The following is a 13098-nucleotide window of genomic DNA, read 5'->3' as shown; positions in this document are numbered from 1 at the left end:
AAGGAAACCCCTCATGCACCTCAGACGACTCGCGGCAGGCGGCCTCGCCGTCGCCCTGCTGATGCTGGCCGCCTGTTCCGGCGCCGCCCTCAATGGTGGCAGCGGCTCGGGCAGCGACACGCTCACCATCGGCTTGATCTGGCCCCAGTCCGGCCCCTACAAGACCATCGGCGACGACCAGAGCAAGGGCTGGCAGCTCTACCTCGACCAGCACGGCGGAAAAATCGGCGGCCACCCGGTCAAGACCAGCACCGGCGACGAAGGGACCAGCGCGGCCACCGCGCTGACCGCGGCGAAGAAGCTCCTCGACGCCGACCACTCGATGGTGCTGGTCGGCACCGCCAGCGGCGAAGCCAACGCCGCGGTCGCCGACCTGGCCGGGCATCGCAAGGTGCCGTTCATCGGCGCCGGCGGCCGGGCCTCGGTCATCAAAGACGTGTCCTACGTGTGGAACACCAGCTGGCTGTCCAACGAGCTCGGCAAAGCCATCGCTCCCTACCTCCAGCAGACCGTCCACGGCACGGTCTACACCATCGGCCCGGACTACCAAGGCGGCTGGGACAACGTCAACGGCTTCACCGACGCCTACACCAAAGCCGGCGGGAAGCTGGCCAACCCGAGCGGCAAAACCACCTGGACGCCGTGGCCGACCACGACGAACTACCTGCCCTACCTGACCCAGATCAAAGACTCCGGCGCGAAAGCGGTCTTCACCTTCTACGCCGGCACCGCCGCGGTCGACTTCGTCAAGCAATACAAGCAGGCCAACCTCGGCATCCCGCTCTACGCCTCCGGGTTCCTCACCGAAGGCGGCGTGCTCGGCGCCCAAGGTGCCGCCGCTGACGGGGTTTACACGGTGCTGAACTACGCCCCGAACCTCGACAACCCCGCCAACCGCGACTTCGTCACCCTCTACCAGCGCAAATACGGCACCGCCCCGAACATCTACGCGGTGTCCGGGTGGGACGCCGCGCTGGTCCTCGACCAGGCCATCGCCACCGCCGGCAGCACCCCGAACAGCCCGGCCATCAACACCGCGATCGGCAAGCTCGGCACCATCTCCAGCCCTCGCGGCGACTGGCGCTTCGGCGGCCAGCACTCCCCGAATCAGGCGTACTACCTGCGCCGGGTGCAGCCCGACGGCCGCACCGAGGCCAACGTCGTGCAGCAGACCCTGACCACCCTCACCAACTAGGAGCACTCACCCATGCCCACCCCCAACGACTCCACCGTGAGCAATTACCTGTTCGACAACGCGAACGAGGACGCCGAACGGCAAGTAGAACTGCTCGCCGCCATCCTCGACGTGCACACCGAGCTAGTCCTGTACGACCTCGACATCGACACGCGCTGGCAGTGTCTCGACCTCGGCTCGGGCGGCGGCAGCGTCCCCACGATGCTCGGGCGCCCGCTGTTTGCCGTCGAGCACGTCGTCGCGATCGACCAGGACCCCCGCTATATCGAGCAGCGCGAAGGGCTCGAGATCCGCCAAGCCGACGTCATGACCGCCGACCTCGGCGAGAACGTGTTCGATCTGATCCACGCCCGGCTGCTGTTCATGCACCTGCCCGAGCGTGAACAGCTGCTGCGCCGGGCGATCGCCGCGCTCAAGCCCGGCGGTCTGATCGTCGTGTCCGACTGGGACTGCACCCACCTCGACGAGATGCTGCTGACCGGAGACGATGAGCTGCGCGAGGCATTCCTGGCCTTCCAGCACGGGCTCATCACCCTCGGCGAACGGCGGGGCATGGATCCGGCGTGGGCTCGGCGGATCCCGGCCGTGTTCGCCGCGCAAGGACTGACCGACCTGGGCGCGCTGGTCTACAACAAGCTCTGGTACGGCGGGCAGCCCGGGATGCAGCTGCACGCCTGCAACAGCCGGCAGCTGCAAGAGCCGCTGCTCGACGCCGGGGTCACCAAGCGGCAGCTCGACGTGCTGCGCGCGGGCATGGAAGACCCGCAGGTCATCGGCTACACGTACCCGATGTATACCGCCGTCGGCCGCCGTCCCCGCTGACGACCGCCCGCCACACAATAAGGAAAGGAGGCTGCCGTGGCGACCGTCCTGGTCAACGGGCTCGACGGGCTGGCCTACGCGTCCCTGCTGGTCATTGTCGGCGCCGGCCTCGCGCTGGTCTTTGGCGTCATGGATGTGCTCAACCTGGCCCACGGCAGCCTCTACCTCGTCGGCGCCTACCTCGCCGCCACCCTCAGCGGCGGCACCCTCGCGGGGTTCCTACTCGCCGTGCTCGCCGGAATCTTGGCGGGCGCGTTCGGCGGCGGCGTTCTGGCCGGGATGCTGCGACCGGTGCACGATGGCGGACACCTGGAGCAGGCGCTGCTGACATTGGGGATCGCGCTCATCGCCTCCTGGGCGTTCACCGCCGGGTTCGGCGCCGCGCCCCGCTCGGCCGACCCGCCCAGCGTGCTGGCCGGCAGTGTCAGCATCGCCGGACACAGCTACCCGGTCTACCGGCTGCTGTTCATCGCCGTCGCCGCCCTGATCGCCGCCAGCCTGCACCTACTTGTGCGGCGAAGCCCGGCCGGGATCGTGCTACGCGCCACGGTGTCCGACCCGGCCATGGCCGCGGTATCGGGAATCCGCACCGGCCGAGTCCGGACCCTCGCGCTCGCCTCCGGCGGTGCCCTGGCCGCAGTAGGCGGGGTGCTCGGGGCACCGCTGCTCGGACCCGCGTCCGGCGTCGACACGAACGTGCTGATGTTGTCCCTGATCGTCGTCGTGCTCGGCGGCGCCGGGTCCATCCCGCACACCCTGGCCGCCGCCGTGCTGGTCGGTGAGGTGCAGGCACTCACCGTCACCGTGCCCGCGGTCGCTCCGTTCCTCCTGTTCGCCGCCGTCCTGATCGTGCTGGTCGTCCGCGGTGGCCGGACCTCGGTGGTGAGCCAGGCATGACAGCAGCGCTCACCGACACCGTCCCCACCATCAGTCCGACCGCGCGCCGGCGCGTGCTGCTCAAACGTTCGGGTGCGGCCGCAGCCGGACTGGCGGCGCTGGCGTGGCCCGCCGTGGCCGGCCCGTACGCGGTAACGGTAGCGGCGACCGCGCTCGTGTTCGCCGTCCTGGCGGTCAGCACACAGCTGCTGGTCGGCCCCGCCGGTCTGCCCGCCTTCGGGCAGGCCGCCTACTTCGGGATCGGCGCCTACACCGCGGCCCTGCTCTCCCGAGCGGGCCACACCCTCGCCGTCGAGCAACTCGCCGCCGCCATCGTCGTCGCGGCGATCGCCGGAGCGCTCACCGCGCCGATCGTGCTCCGTACGCGAGGCACCGCGTTCCTCATGGCCACCCTCGCCGTGCAATCCCTCGCCACGACGGCGGCCTCGCAGTGGCGCACCCTGACCGGCGGCGACGAGGGCATCAGCACCTCCGCCCTCACGCTGTGGCCCGGCGGGCACGCGCTGGCCGCTCCCGGGTTCATTTACTGGTACGTGCTGGGCGTCACCGCCCTGGCGGGCGCCGCAGTCGCAGTGCTGCTGCGTTCGCGGCTGATGCTGATCGTGCGAGGGATCGGCGGCCAGGAGGCGCGGATGACCGCGCTCGGGCACCGCACCACCCTCCGGCTGGCCGCCGCCTACATCGTGGCCGCTGCGCTGGCCGGCGCCGGCGGTGCCCTGCTGATCGCGGTCAACCGGTATGTCTCGCCGTCGGATATGAACTTCGACGCCGCCTCGCTGGCCCTGCTCGCGGCGACCATCGGAGCCCGCAGCCCGCTGGGTGCCGCGCTCGGTGCGATCGCGATCATCGTCGTCCGTGATGCTGTCGGCATCAGCAGCGGTGGCCTCACCCCGCTGCTGCTCGGCGTCCTGTTCCTCCTCGTCGCCTACCGCCGGTCAGCCATCACCGCGCTGATCCGCCTGCGCGGCCGGTACACCGCAGGACACCGCTCGTGACCAGCCTCGAACTACATGACGTGAGCGCCCGGTACGGGGCCGTCACCGCCGTGCAGCCGCTCACCCTCACCCTCGAGGCCGGCGCCCGGCACGCGATCATCGGCCCCAACGGCGCCGGGAAATCCACCCTGCTGCACGTCATCGCCGGCAGCCGGCCGGCCGCCGGCGGCCGCATCCTCCTCGGCGCCCGTGACATCACCCGCCACGCGCCTGATCGCCGGGCACGCCATGGAATCGCCCGCACCTTCCAGCACCCCGGCACGATTGCGGGCCTGACCGTCGCCGACAACATGCACCTCGCTCTGCCCGCCATGCGCCGGGCCGCCCGGGCGGCCGCTGTCGCCGAGGCGCTCGCCATGGTCGGCTTGACCACCGACAGCCGACTACTGGCCGGGCAACTGCCGTACGGGCGGCGGCGCCTGCTCGAGCTCGGCATGGCCCTCGCAAGCCGGCCGCGACTGCTGCTGCTCGACGAACCCTCCGCCGGACTCGACCCGGCCGGCATCGAGCAGCTCACCACTCTGCTAACCGCCCTGCCGGTCGAGACAACGGTCGTGCTGGTCGACCACCACCTCCCGCTGGTCTGGACCGTCGCCGACACGGTCACCGTCCTGCACCACGGCGCACACCTCGCCACCGGCGCCCGAGCCGCAATCCAAGCCGACCCGCAGGTCCAGGCCGCCTACCTCAACGCACCCACCACCGCTTCCGACGGCCCGCTCACGGTCAAGCGCAAGCGTCAGCCCGTGATGGTCCAGGTCCGTGGGCTACGCACCGGCTACCACGGCGCCGATGTCCTGCACGGCGTCAACCTCGACCTACGTCGCGGTGTCGTGCATGCCGTCCTCGGCCGCAACGGCTCCGGCAAAACTACGCTGCTCAACACCCTTGCCGGGCTGCATCCCGCCCGGGGCGGCCGGATCCGCATCGAAGGCACCGACCTCCGACAGGGCCGCCGCCCGGCGGGCCGGCCTGCGGTGGCCATCGTGCCGCAAGGGCGGCGCCTGTTCGCCCAGCTGTCTACGGCCGAGCACCTACGGCTGGCCGCCCGGCGCCGGAGCCCAGCCGGCGTGCCGTGGGACATCGACGCCGTCCTCGAGCTGATGCCCGCGCTGCGCGAGACGATGAACCGGCCCCCGACCCAGCTCTCCGGCGGCCAGCAGCAGTTCCTCGCCCTGGCCCGGGCACTGCTGGCCGGCCCGCAGCTGCTGCTGCTCGACGAGCCCACCGAAGGACTCGCCCCCGCCCTGATCACCCACCTGCAAGACGTGATCGCCCGGCTCGCGGCCCGCGGGCAAACCGTGCTGCTCGCCGAGCAGAACCTCGGCTTCGCCCTCGCCGTCGCCCACCGAGTCAGCGTCCTGGCCGACGGCCGGATCACCGACACCCACGCCGCCGCCAACCTCGACGATCCCGCCCAGCTGCGGCGGCTGCACCGCCACCTGGGCGTCACCGACGCCGAGAGCCCGCACCACGACACCGCCCAAGGCGAACCATTCCGCACTGGCGAAGGGTCCCCGACACCGCGATGACTAACGCCGACCAGAGCCCTCGCCGGCTCCGTCCCCACCCGTTCTCGCAGCCCACGTACCGCACACGCCGGCGAGCTCGCACCATCGAGCCGACCCCGCAACCGGGACCGTGCGTGCCAACCCTGGCCACTCCGCCGGTGGCACCGATCGCCGGAGCAGTCGCCCTGCTCGATGGCCTGGACCCGGCCACTGCACCCGTACATCCGCCGATCATCCGCGCCGCGCTGCGGCACAGCCAGACCGTGCCCGACGCGCGCATGCGGCTGGCGTGGGCGCGCTATGCCCACCTCGGTAGCTACCGGCTGCACGGTCCCTACGACCCGACCACCCGGCAGGCCACCCTGCTCTATGCGCTCGCGCTCAGCGAAAGCGGACGCGTGCTCGACGCCTACCGCCTGCACCGGCACCGCCTCGCCGTCGCCCAACTCTGCGGGCCGCCTGAGGACCTGCTTGCCGCGCATCGCGATCACGCCGAGGCCCGCCATGCCATCAGCCAATGCGAGCAGGCCGACGCCGAGATCCGGCAGGCCCTGATCTGGTGGCACGGCCACCCCGCACTGGCGGGCGAAGGTACCCGGCTGCTGTGCAGCTACGCCGTGATCCTCACCGGCTGCGGGCAGAACCGCGCCGCGCTGCGCACTCTGCGCGCCCATCCCGACCTGATGCCCGACACCGATGCCGGACTCGCCGAGCTCGCCGGTCGCCTTACCGCCGTGCAGGACGTCCACCCGCCGATCTGCCGACGCCATCCCACCGGCCAGCCGCCGTCCACCACAACCGCGCAGCGTCGAACCGATTGGCACGAGATCCTTCGCGGTCTCCCGCCGATTCCCCGTGACCTGGCCTGGGCCCGCACCGGCCGTGGTGTTGGCGAGCGGCCCTGATGCCCACAACCACGAACCGCGAGGACACGACCGTGAACGACACCTCGACAACGCACGACACCGCACCGCAAGACGACTCGGCGTCCCCGCAAGCAGGATCACGGCCCACGGGCGACCAGCGCCGGGTACTGCGCCGCGCCGTCGCCCAGCGATGCGCGACAGGTGCGTCCATCCGCACGATCGCCGGAGAGGTAGGCCGCTCCTACAGCCTGGTTTACCGCCTCCTGCAAGAGGCCAACGTGAAGCGACGCTCCCGCCGCGGCCGACTCGACCTGGACAACGCCGTCGACCTGGAGACCGACGCTGACCTGGCACCCTCCACGCCCTGAGCCCTAGCCAACGGCGTCACCGGCGCCCTGGCTGCGCAGTACTCGATCCGTGCACCGTCTTCCACTGAAAGATCATCCATGCCTGCCGATTTCCACCTGCACCTGCGTGACGCTGGAACGTGGGACGCCGCCGCAGTCGTCGATGTCCTGGCCGCCGCGATAACCACCACCAGCCTGGCACGGTGGATGGTGCCCGCACCGGACGCGCGCGGCCGCCATCTACAGACCCGCCTGGACGGCATCGTCACCCGGCAGATCACCGCGCGGCGAGTACGCGTTGCCGACGACGGCGGCGGCCAGATCACCGGGGCCCTCGTGTGGACCACCTGTGACCACGCCAGCGGCGCCGCCCGGCCCGACCCGGCCGCGGTTCTGGCGGACACGGACGGTGACGCGCAGCGCAGCCGTCTGCTCCAAGCGCAGCTCGCCTATCGACATCCCGCTCGGCCCCACCATCACCTGATCGCGATCGGCGTACGGCCGGGCCGGCATCGCCGAGGCATCGGCGCCGCCCTCATCGACGACTGGCACCACCAAGTCCACACCCCACCAGCCGACACGTACCTTCTCGCGCCGGACACGCTGCTCGGGCTGGCCCGCAACGCGGGCTACCACACCCTCGGCGAACCCATCAGCCCAATGGTGACCGCCCCGCCCTTGTACGTGCTGGCGCGAATGCGCCCTGCCGGAGAGGTCTTGGACTCCGCTGCCGCGCCGGCCGCCGTGGGCGCGGGAGCGGCCCGGCCGTCGGTCGGCCCGACCAGCGACAGTAGGACACCGCGGTGAGCCTGCCCGAGAAGCTGGCCCGGCGCACCCACAGCAGCCGCAACAGCCTGCCATGGCCTGATCCGGCGGTGATTCGGACGGCCAAGCCTGGCTACATCGATGACGGGTGGGTGCCGGCCGGTGTCGACATCGTTGTGCCCGTCACCGCCCGGGTTTACGACTACGCCCTGGGCGGCTGCCTCAACTTCGGTCCCGACCGTGGCCTGTGGGCAGCCATCATGCAGGCGTACCCGGCGGCGAAGGCGGCCTACTGGGCGAACCGGGCCTTCGTCTACCGGGCCGTCGCCCGCTTCCTCGACGCGGGGATCCGCCAGTTCGTGGATCTGGGCGCCGGTATGCCTCTGGAGAGCGGCACCGTTGATGAATGGGTCCACGACGCCGACCCCACCGGGCGGGTGCTGTACGTCGACATCGACCCGGTCGCGGTCGAACACACCGCCTACCACCTGCGCGGCACCCCAAGGCGTGGGCAGTCCGCGGTGACCTGCGTCAGCCCGACAGCTACCTGCCGCAGCTGGCCGAGCACCTCGACCTCGGCGAGCCGGTCGCCGTGCTCGCGACCGCCGTCCTCGACCATCTGCCCGACGACGCCCAAGCGACCGCGATCCTGGGCCGGATCGCGGGCGAGCTGGTCGACGGCAGTTACCTGGCCCTTACGCACGTCGCCCCCGAGACGACACCCGGCCGCCGCGACCAGCAGAACGACGCTCTGCGGCTCTACGAGCGCACCCCGACCCCGATCACGCCGCGCACCACGAACCAGATCACCGCGGTACTCGGCGCCAGCTGGACACCGCTCCCGCCCGGGGTGACCAACCCCGACCGATGGCTTCCCGAGCCCGACGACGACGGGCCGCTCTGCCCGCCGAGCCTGCTGGCCACCATCGCGCGCCGCACCCCACACCCCTACACCGGCGGCCAGACGCCTGCCGACTAGGCACCACCGCCCGCCAGCAGCCGCCAAGTTCCCGGCACCACAACAGTGCCGGGGGCGACCTGTCCCTGGCCGATTCCTTGATTCGGGAGGAAGTTGTTGACCGAGACGATTCCGACGTTCGCATTGCCTGATCCGCGTTATTACCAGCGCGAGGCCGTCGAGGCGGTCGCAGCGGGCTTGGCTGTTGGAGGGCGCGGTCAGTCGCTAGCCGCGTGCGGGACGGGTAAGACGCTGACCGCCGTGTACGCCGCGATGCGGTTGTGCCCGTCCGGGCTGGTCGCGGTGACCTGCCCCACCCTCGCTCTGATCGCGCAGACCCTGCGCCTATGGGCCACCGCCGGGATCGCCCAGCACGCCCTGGCCGCCTGCGGCGACGACACCGTGGCCGACACCGCTATCAGGGCAACCGATCTCGCATGCCCGGTAACCACCAACGAGCAGCGGATCATCGACTGGCTGCAACGTCAGCCGGTCGGGCGGCTGCGGCTTCTGTTGACCACCCACACCTCGGCCGACATCGCCGGGCACGCCCTCACCGCGCTCGATACCGCCGCGGACCTGCTGATCGTCGACGAGGCGCACCACACCGCCGGCCGCGTGGACAAACACTGGGCCAAAGTGCACGACGACGCCGTCTTCCCCGCCCACCGCCGGCTCTACATGACGGCAACACCACGCGTCCTCAGCGCACCCCATCGCCGCCGCGGCCGACCCCCGAAGACCGACCAGCTCATCTCGATGGACGACCCGGCCGTGTTCGGCCCGGTCCTGCACAACTACCCGTTCCAACAAGCCATCGACGACGCCTGGCTCGACGACTTCCGGGTCGCCGTCGTCGGCGTCACCCGCGCCGACGTCCTCAAGATCCTGCGAAACGCCGACCCCGCCGGCCTGGTCGACGGCCACCAAACGCCTCTGCACACCGCGGTCGTCCAGACGGCCCTCGCCCAAGCCGTCACCGAATTCGACCTGCGCCGGGTCCTGGCCTTCACCCGCACCATCGCCGACTCACGCGAATTCACCCGCACCCTGCAACGCACCCTCGACCAACTACCCGCCGAGCACCAACCCAAGCGGCACCTGACCGCGTTGCACGTCGACGGCGACCAACCCATCACCCAACGCGAACGCCACCTCGCCCTGCTCGCCGACCCACCGAACGACGGATGGACCGTCGTATCCAACGCCCGCTGCCTGGCCGAAGGCGTCGACGTGCCCGCCGTCGACGCCGTGGTCTTCACCCACCCGAAAAAGTCCGAGATCGACGTCGCGCAAGCCGTCGGCCGGGCCCTGCGCCGCAACCCCTCCGGAACCGGGATCGCCACGATCCTGGTCCCCGTCCTACTCGCCGACGACCCCGACGACATGCCGGCCGACCTCAACGAATGGGAAACCATCTGGCAAGTCGTCCGGGCGCTACGCGCCCACGACAGCCGCCTCGCCGCCGACCTTGACACCCAGCGACCCCACGCCGCCACCGGCACGGCCAGGCTGCCCCACCGCATCGTGCTGCGGCTACCCGACGGATACGCCACCGCTGACCTGCTACGCCACATCACCATCAGACTGCTGGAGAACACCACCTCCGACTGGCTAGCCGGCTACGCCGCCCTGCGCGACTTCCACGGCGAACACGGACACCTGCGCATCCCCCGCAACCATCGCGCAGGCGGATTCCTCCTCAAAAACTGGCTGAACAACCGGCGCAAAGACTTCCGCCTCGGCCGGCTCACCGACGACCAGATCGCCGCCCTCGACGAACTTGGCATCGACTGGGAACCGCTGGACACCGCCTGGGAGACACCCCTCGCCGCGGCCCGTGCCTTCCACGCCCGCGAAGGACACCTACGCGTACCCAACCGGCACGACGAGAACGGCGTCAAACTTTACAACTGGATCGGCTACCTGCGCGCGGAACGTGCCGCAGGGCGGCTCAGCGCCGAACGTATCGGCTTGCTCGACGAAATCGGTTTCATCTGGGACCCACTCGCTACGGCCTGGGACCGTGCGATGGCCGCCGCCCGCGCCTTCCACACCCGCCACGGACACCTCAACGTGCCCGAAGGCCACATCGAAGACGGTATCGACCTCAACAGCTGGCTCTGCACTCAACGCAACACCAACCGGGCCGGCACCCTCACCGCCGACCGCCGCGACAAGCTCGAAGAACTCGGCATCGTCTGGGAACCCATGAAATCCGGATGGGCCCGAAACCTCGCCGCCGCCACCGCTTTCTACCAACGCGAAGGACACCTCCGCGTCCCCACCGACCACCGAGAGGCCGACGTAGCACTCTATACCTGGGTGAGTCGGCACCGCCGGCTCGCCCGCGCCGGCACCGTCGCCCCCGACAAACTAGCCGCCCTGCAAGCCATCGGCTTCGACGAGCAGCCCGAACCCGATGCGGTTCGACGCCGGACATCGACAACGTGACCACCAGCCGATGCGCGTCCGCGCCCCGACCACACCGCCACCAACACCGGTCAACCGAGACCGCTCAACGCCGGGCACTCACCGCGCCACTTGCCGCTTTCGGTTCCCCTGGGCACGGCCGCCGTGCTAGCCGTCGACTCAACCGCTGATCCTTCTCGCCACCCCGCCGTGCAACCTGACTTCGCTCTAGAGGAGGTTGAACCATGCCGAACGCGCGACCCTCTTACGGAGATCTGCCGGTCCCGATCCGGGACGCGATCACCGCTGCGATCGGCCCGATCGACACCGTGTCCCCGGTCGACACCGGGCCCGGCGTCGCCATGACCGCGCTGGCGCACACCCGCAAAGGCCGATTCTTCGTCAAGGCGGTGCCCGCCGGCCACGACGCGTCCAGGCAACTACGCGAGGCCGGCCTCGCCCCCTACCTGCTGCCGATCGGAGCTGCGCTGATCGCTCACCTCCAGCGCGACTGGGACATCCTGATCTTCGAAGCCCTCAACGGCAGGCCCGCGAACTACGCACCCGGTTCCGAAGACCTGCCCGCCGTGGCGGAACTCTTGACCCGGGTCGCCCGCGTGCCCTGTCCGAGCACCGTCGACCTGTACGAGGCGCCGCTGCGCCTGCAGCAACTGATCAACGATCCCGACCTGTCCTACTTCGCCGGCTCCACTCTGCTGCACACCGACCTCGCGCCCGCCAACGTCATCATCATCGATGGCAAGGCGCGCCTGGTAGGTTGGGCCGCCGCGACCCGGGGTGCCGCCTGGCTCGACCCTGCCTTCTGGGTCATCCGGCTGATCGCCGCCGGCCACCCACCTGCAGCGGCCGAAGACATCGTGGCCCGGATCCCGGCGTGGCAGCACGCACCGGCAACAGCGGTCAGTCTCTTCGCCACCGCCCAGGCCCGCATACCCCGCCGCTCACCCGTCGGGGAAACGCTGCGCGCGGCGACCCGCCGATGGCTTGAATACCGCCGGTCATTACCCACCTGATCTGGCGCCTACAAACAGACCTCATAGCCAGCCGCCCGAAACTCACATTCGGCTATCTAACAGGAGTCGACAATGACCGCTGGCATACAGCCGGAAGCCTTCGGCATCGCTGTCCGAGAAGACCAGCCATCACATGTGACGATGTCCTTGCTGAACCTCAAAGGCGGGGCGATGCTCGCGCCCGGCCGCTACGGCTTCGACCGGCTCGAACGCATCGCCGCCCAACTGCGTACGCCGCCCGCCTATTTTGGGCTGTGCGAGGCCAAGCAGTACGACGACTACGGCTATGCCGGCCTGCTGGACGCCGCCGCCGTGCTGTCGAACGCGTACGGCCGACCCTATGTCGGGACGCTGAGCTGGAGCGACCGCGGCCCCATCGCGCCCGCGTTCTTCCTCGACACCACCGTCCTCCGCCTGGCCCGCTGGAGTGACGGCCACAGCCGGCCGGACTTCCCCGACGCGCGCGGACTCGCCGAAATCGAGGTCCGCAACACCCGCGACCGGTTCACCGTTCTTCTCGAGCACCTGCATCCCAGCTCACCGGAACTACGGCTGGAGCGCGCACGGTTGCTCGACCGCTACGGCAGCAGCTACCACCAAAACACGGTCATCCTCGGCGACCTCAACTGCTCACCGCCTGGCGACCGATACCCCGCACGCAACTGGGAACGCGCCAGCCCACGCCTGCGATCCCACAAAGCCGTCCAGGTCAACGACGTGTGGATACCCGCGAGCGCCCCAATCGCCCACCTACAACAGATGGGCTTCCACGCGATCCCTGACCTCGCCTACGCCACCGGCACCCCCGCCGAGAACGCCTACGCGCCCACCGTCGTCGACGACGACGGGCGCGGCGAAACCATCGACCTCATTCTGATCAACAACCGAGACATGTACGTCCCGGGCAGTTACCACGTCTACCCAGCGACCACCGGACCGGCAGGGGTGCCTGACTCCGACCATCACCTGGTCACCTGCAGCCTGAACGCCGCGGCCTAACCTCCGCTGCATGCGCGGGCCGAGGAGGCGGCGGCTGGCTAGCTGGGAGCACCTTTCGACGGCGCAGGATCGGACCTGCGGCCCGATGGCCTTCCCGGCCGAGGCCAGCGTGCCGCCGCTGGACCGCGGCGCCTCGCCGGCGGGGCAGGCTCCAGGATGAACCGGCACCACGCCACCCTGCGGGTGGGGTGGTGGGTCATCCCGGCGGCCTGCCCAAGGGCAATCACACCGGATGCCGAGGTGCAAACCCAACCCCGGGGTTTGCACCCCAGAATCCGGCGTGATGAATCGAAGATC

Annotated in this window: 12 protein-coding genes and 1 pseudogene; all 13 read left to right on the top strand. The window is 70.3% G+C overall.

Annotated features, from left to right (window positions below):
* The first annotated feature begins 13 nt into the window (after positions 1 to 13).
* The 13 genes and pseudogenes from AB0M88_RS38110 to AB0M88_RS38050 all read left to right on the top strand — a co-directional run bounded on the left by AB0M88_RS38110 (position 14) and on the right by AB0M88_RS38050 (position 12801).
* On the top strand, positions 14 to 1195 hold the full coding sequence (locus AB0M88_RS38110; protein WP_364110705.1) for an ABC transporter substrate-binding protein: 1182 nt from the start codon (positions 14 to 16) through the stop codon (positions 1193 to 1195).
* Positions 1196 to 1207: 12 nt separating this feature from the next.
* Complete coding sequence (locus tag AB0M88_RS38105; protein WP_364110704.1) at positions 1208 to 2017, top strand: methyltransferase domain-containing protein; 810 nt, start codon at positions 1208 to 1210, stop codon at positions 2015 to 2017.
* 36 nt (positions 2018 to 2053) lie between these two features.
* The gene (locus AB0M88_RS38100; protein ID WP_364110703.1) at positions 2054 to 2914 is read left to right on the top strand and encodes a branched-chain amino acid ABC transporter permease; all 861 of its coding nucleotides are present in this window, start codon (positions 2054 to 2056) and stop codon (positions 2912 to 2914) included.
* Complete coding sequence (locus tag AB0M88_RS38095) at positions 2911 to 3909, top strand: branched-chain amino acid ABC transporter permease (protein WP_364110702.1); 999 nt, start codon at positions 2911 to 2913, stop codon at positions 3907 to 3909. The genes AB0M88_RS38100 and AB0M88_RS38095 overlap by 4 nt, the downstream gene beginning before the upstream one ends.
* Entirely contained in the window at positions 3906 to 5441 is a 1536-nt protein-coding gene (locus AB0M88_RS38090) for an ATP-binding cassette domain-containing protein (RefSeq protein WP_364110701.1), read from the top strand. Before AB0M88_RS38095 ends, AB0M88_RS38090 begins: the two co-directional genes overlap by 4 nt.
* A 137-nt stretch (positions 5442 to 5578) precedes the next feature.
* Positions 5579 to 6325, top strand: a complete 747-nt coding sequence (locus AB0M88_RS38085; RefSeq protein ID WP_364110700.1) for a hypothetical protein — start codon at positions 5579 to 5581, stop codon at positions 6323 to 6325.
* Entirely contained in the window at positions 6325 to 6654 is a 330-nt protein-coding gene (locus AB0M88_RS38080; protein ID WP_364110699.1) for a helix-turn-helix domain-containing protein, read from the top strand. Before AB0M88_RS38085 ends, AB0M88_RS38080 begins: the two co-directional genes overlap by 1 nt.
* 78 nt (positions 6655 to 6732) lie before the next feature.
* Positions 6733 to 7440, top strand: a complete 708-nt coding sequence (locus AB0M88_RS38075) for a hypothetical protein (RefSeq protein WP_364110698.1) — start codon at positions 6733 to 6735, stop codon at positions 7438 to 7440.
* Positions 7437 to 7844: pseudogene (locus AB0M88_RS38070) on the top strand (SAM-dependent methyltransferase); the annotation flags it as partial. The gene AB0M88_RS38075 and the pseudogene AB0M88_RS38070, both read left to right, overlap by 4 nt.
* Entirely contained in the window at positions 7805 to 8377 is a 573-nt protein-coding gene (locus tag AB0M88_RS38065; RefSeq protein ID WP_364110697.1) for an SAM-dependent methyltransferase, read from the top strand. The pseudogene AB0M88_RS38070 and the gene AB0M88_RS38065, both read left to right, overlap by 40 nt.
* A gap of 96 nt (positions 8378 to 8473) precedes the next feature.
* Entirely contained in the window at positions 8474 to 10810 is a 2337-nt protein-coding gene (locus tag AB0M88_RS38060; protein WP_364110696.1) for a Helicase associated domain protein, read from the top strand.
* A 203-nt stretch (positions 10811 to 11013) separates the two neighbouring features.
* Entirely contained in the window at positions 11014 to 11802 is a 789-nt protein-coding gene (locus AB0M88_RS38055) for a hypothetical protein (RefSeq protein ID WP_364110695.1), read from the top strand.
* Between the two features lie 141 nt (positions 11803 to 11943).
* Complete coding sequence (locus tag AB0M88_RS38050) at positions 11944 to 12801, top strand: hypothetical protein (RefSeq protein ID WP_364110694.1); 858 nt, start codon at positions 11944 to 11946, stop codon at positions 12799 to 12801.
* Positions 12802 to 13098: the final 297 nt, after the last annotated feature.

Origin of the sequence: Actinoplanes sp. NPDC051411, assembly GCF_040682075.1 — a bacterium.
Classification (GTDB): domain Bacteria; phylum Actinomycetota; class Actinomycetes; order Mycobacteriales; family Micromonosporaceae; genus Actinoplanes.
Note: the sequence above shows the minus strand (reverse complement) of the source record. Positions and strands in the feature narration are given on the sequence as shown.

Bases quoted from the DNA above. Each gene is read 5' to 3' on its own strand.
- AB0M88_RS38110 (WP_364110705.1), top strand. From the start codon at position 14: ATGCACCTCAGACGACTCGCGGCAGGCGGCCTCGCCGTCGCCCTGCTG.
- AB0M88_RS38105 (WP_364110704.1), top strand. From the start codon at position 1,208: ATGCCCACCCCCAACGACTCCACCGTGAGCAATTACCTGTTCGACAAC.
- AB0M88_RS38095 (WP_364110702.1), top strand. From the start codon at position 2,911: ATGACAGCAGCGCTCACCGACACCGTCCCCACCATCAGTCCGACCGCG.
- AB0M88_RS38080 (WP_364110699.1), top strand. From the start codon at position 6,325: ATGCCCACAACCACGAACCGCGAGGACACGACCGTGAACGACACCTCG.
- AB0M88_RS38075 (WP_364110698.1), top strand. From the start codon at position 6,733: ATGCCTGCCGATTTCCACCTGCACCTGCGTGACGCTGGAACGTGGGAC.
- AB0M88_RS38065 (WP_364110697.1), top strand. From the start codon at position 7,805: ATGGGTCCACGACGCCGACCCCACCGGGCGGGTGCTGTACGTCGACAT.
- AB0M88_RS38055 (WP_364110695.1), top strand. From the start codon at position 11,014: ATGCCGAACGCGCGACCCTCTTACGGAGATCTGCCGGTCCCGATCCGG.
- AB0M88_RS38050 (WP_364110694.1), top strand. From the start codon at position 11,944: ATGTCCTTGCTGAACCTCAAAGGCGGGGCGATGCTCGCGCCCGGCCGC.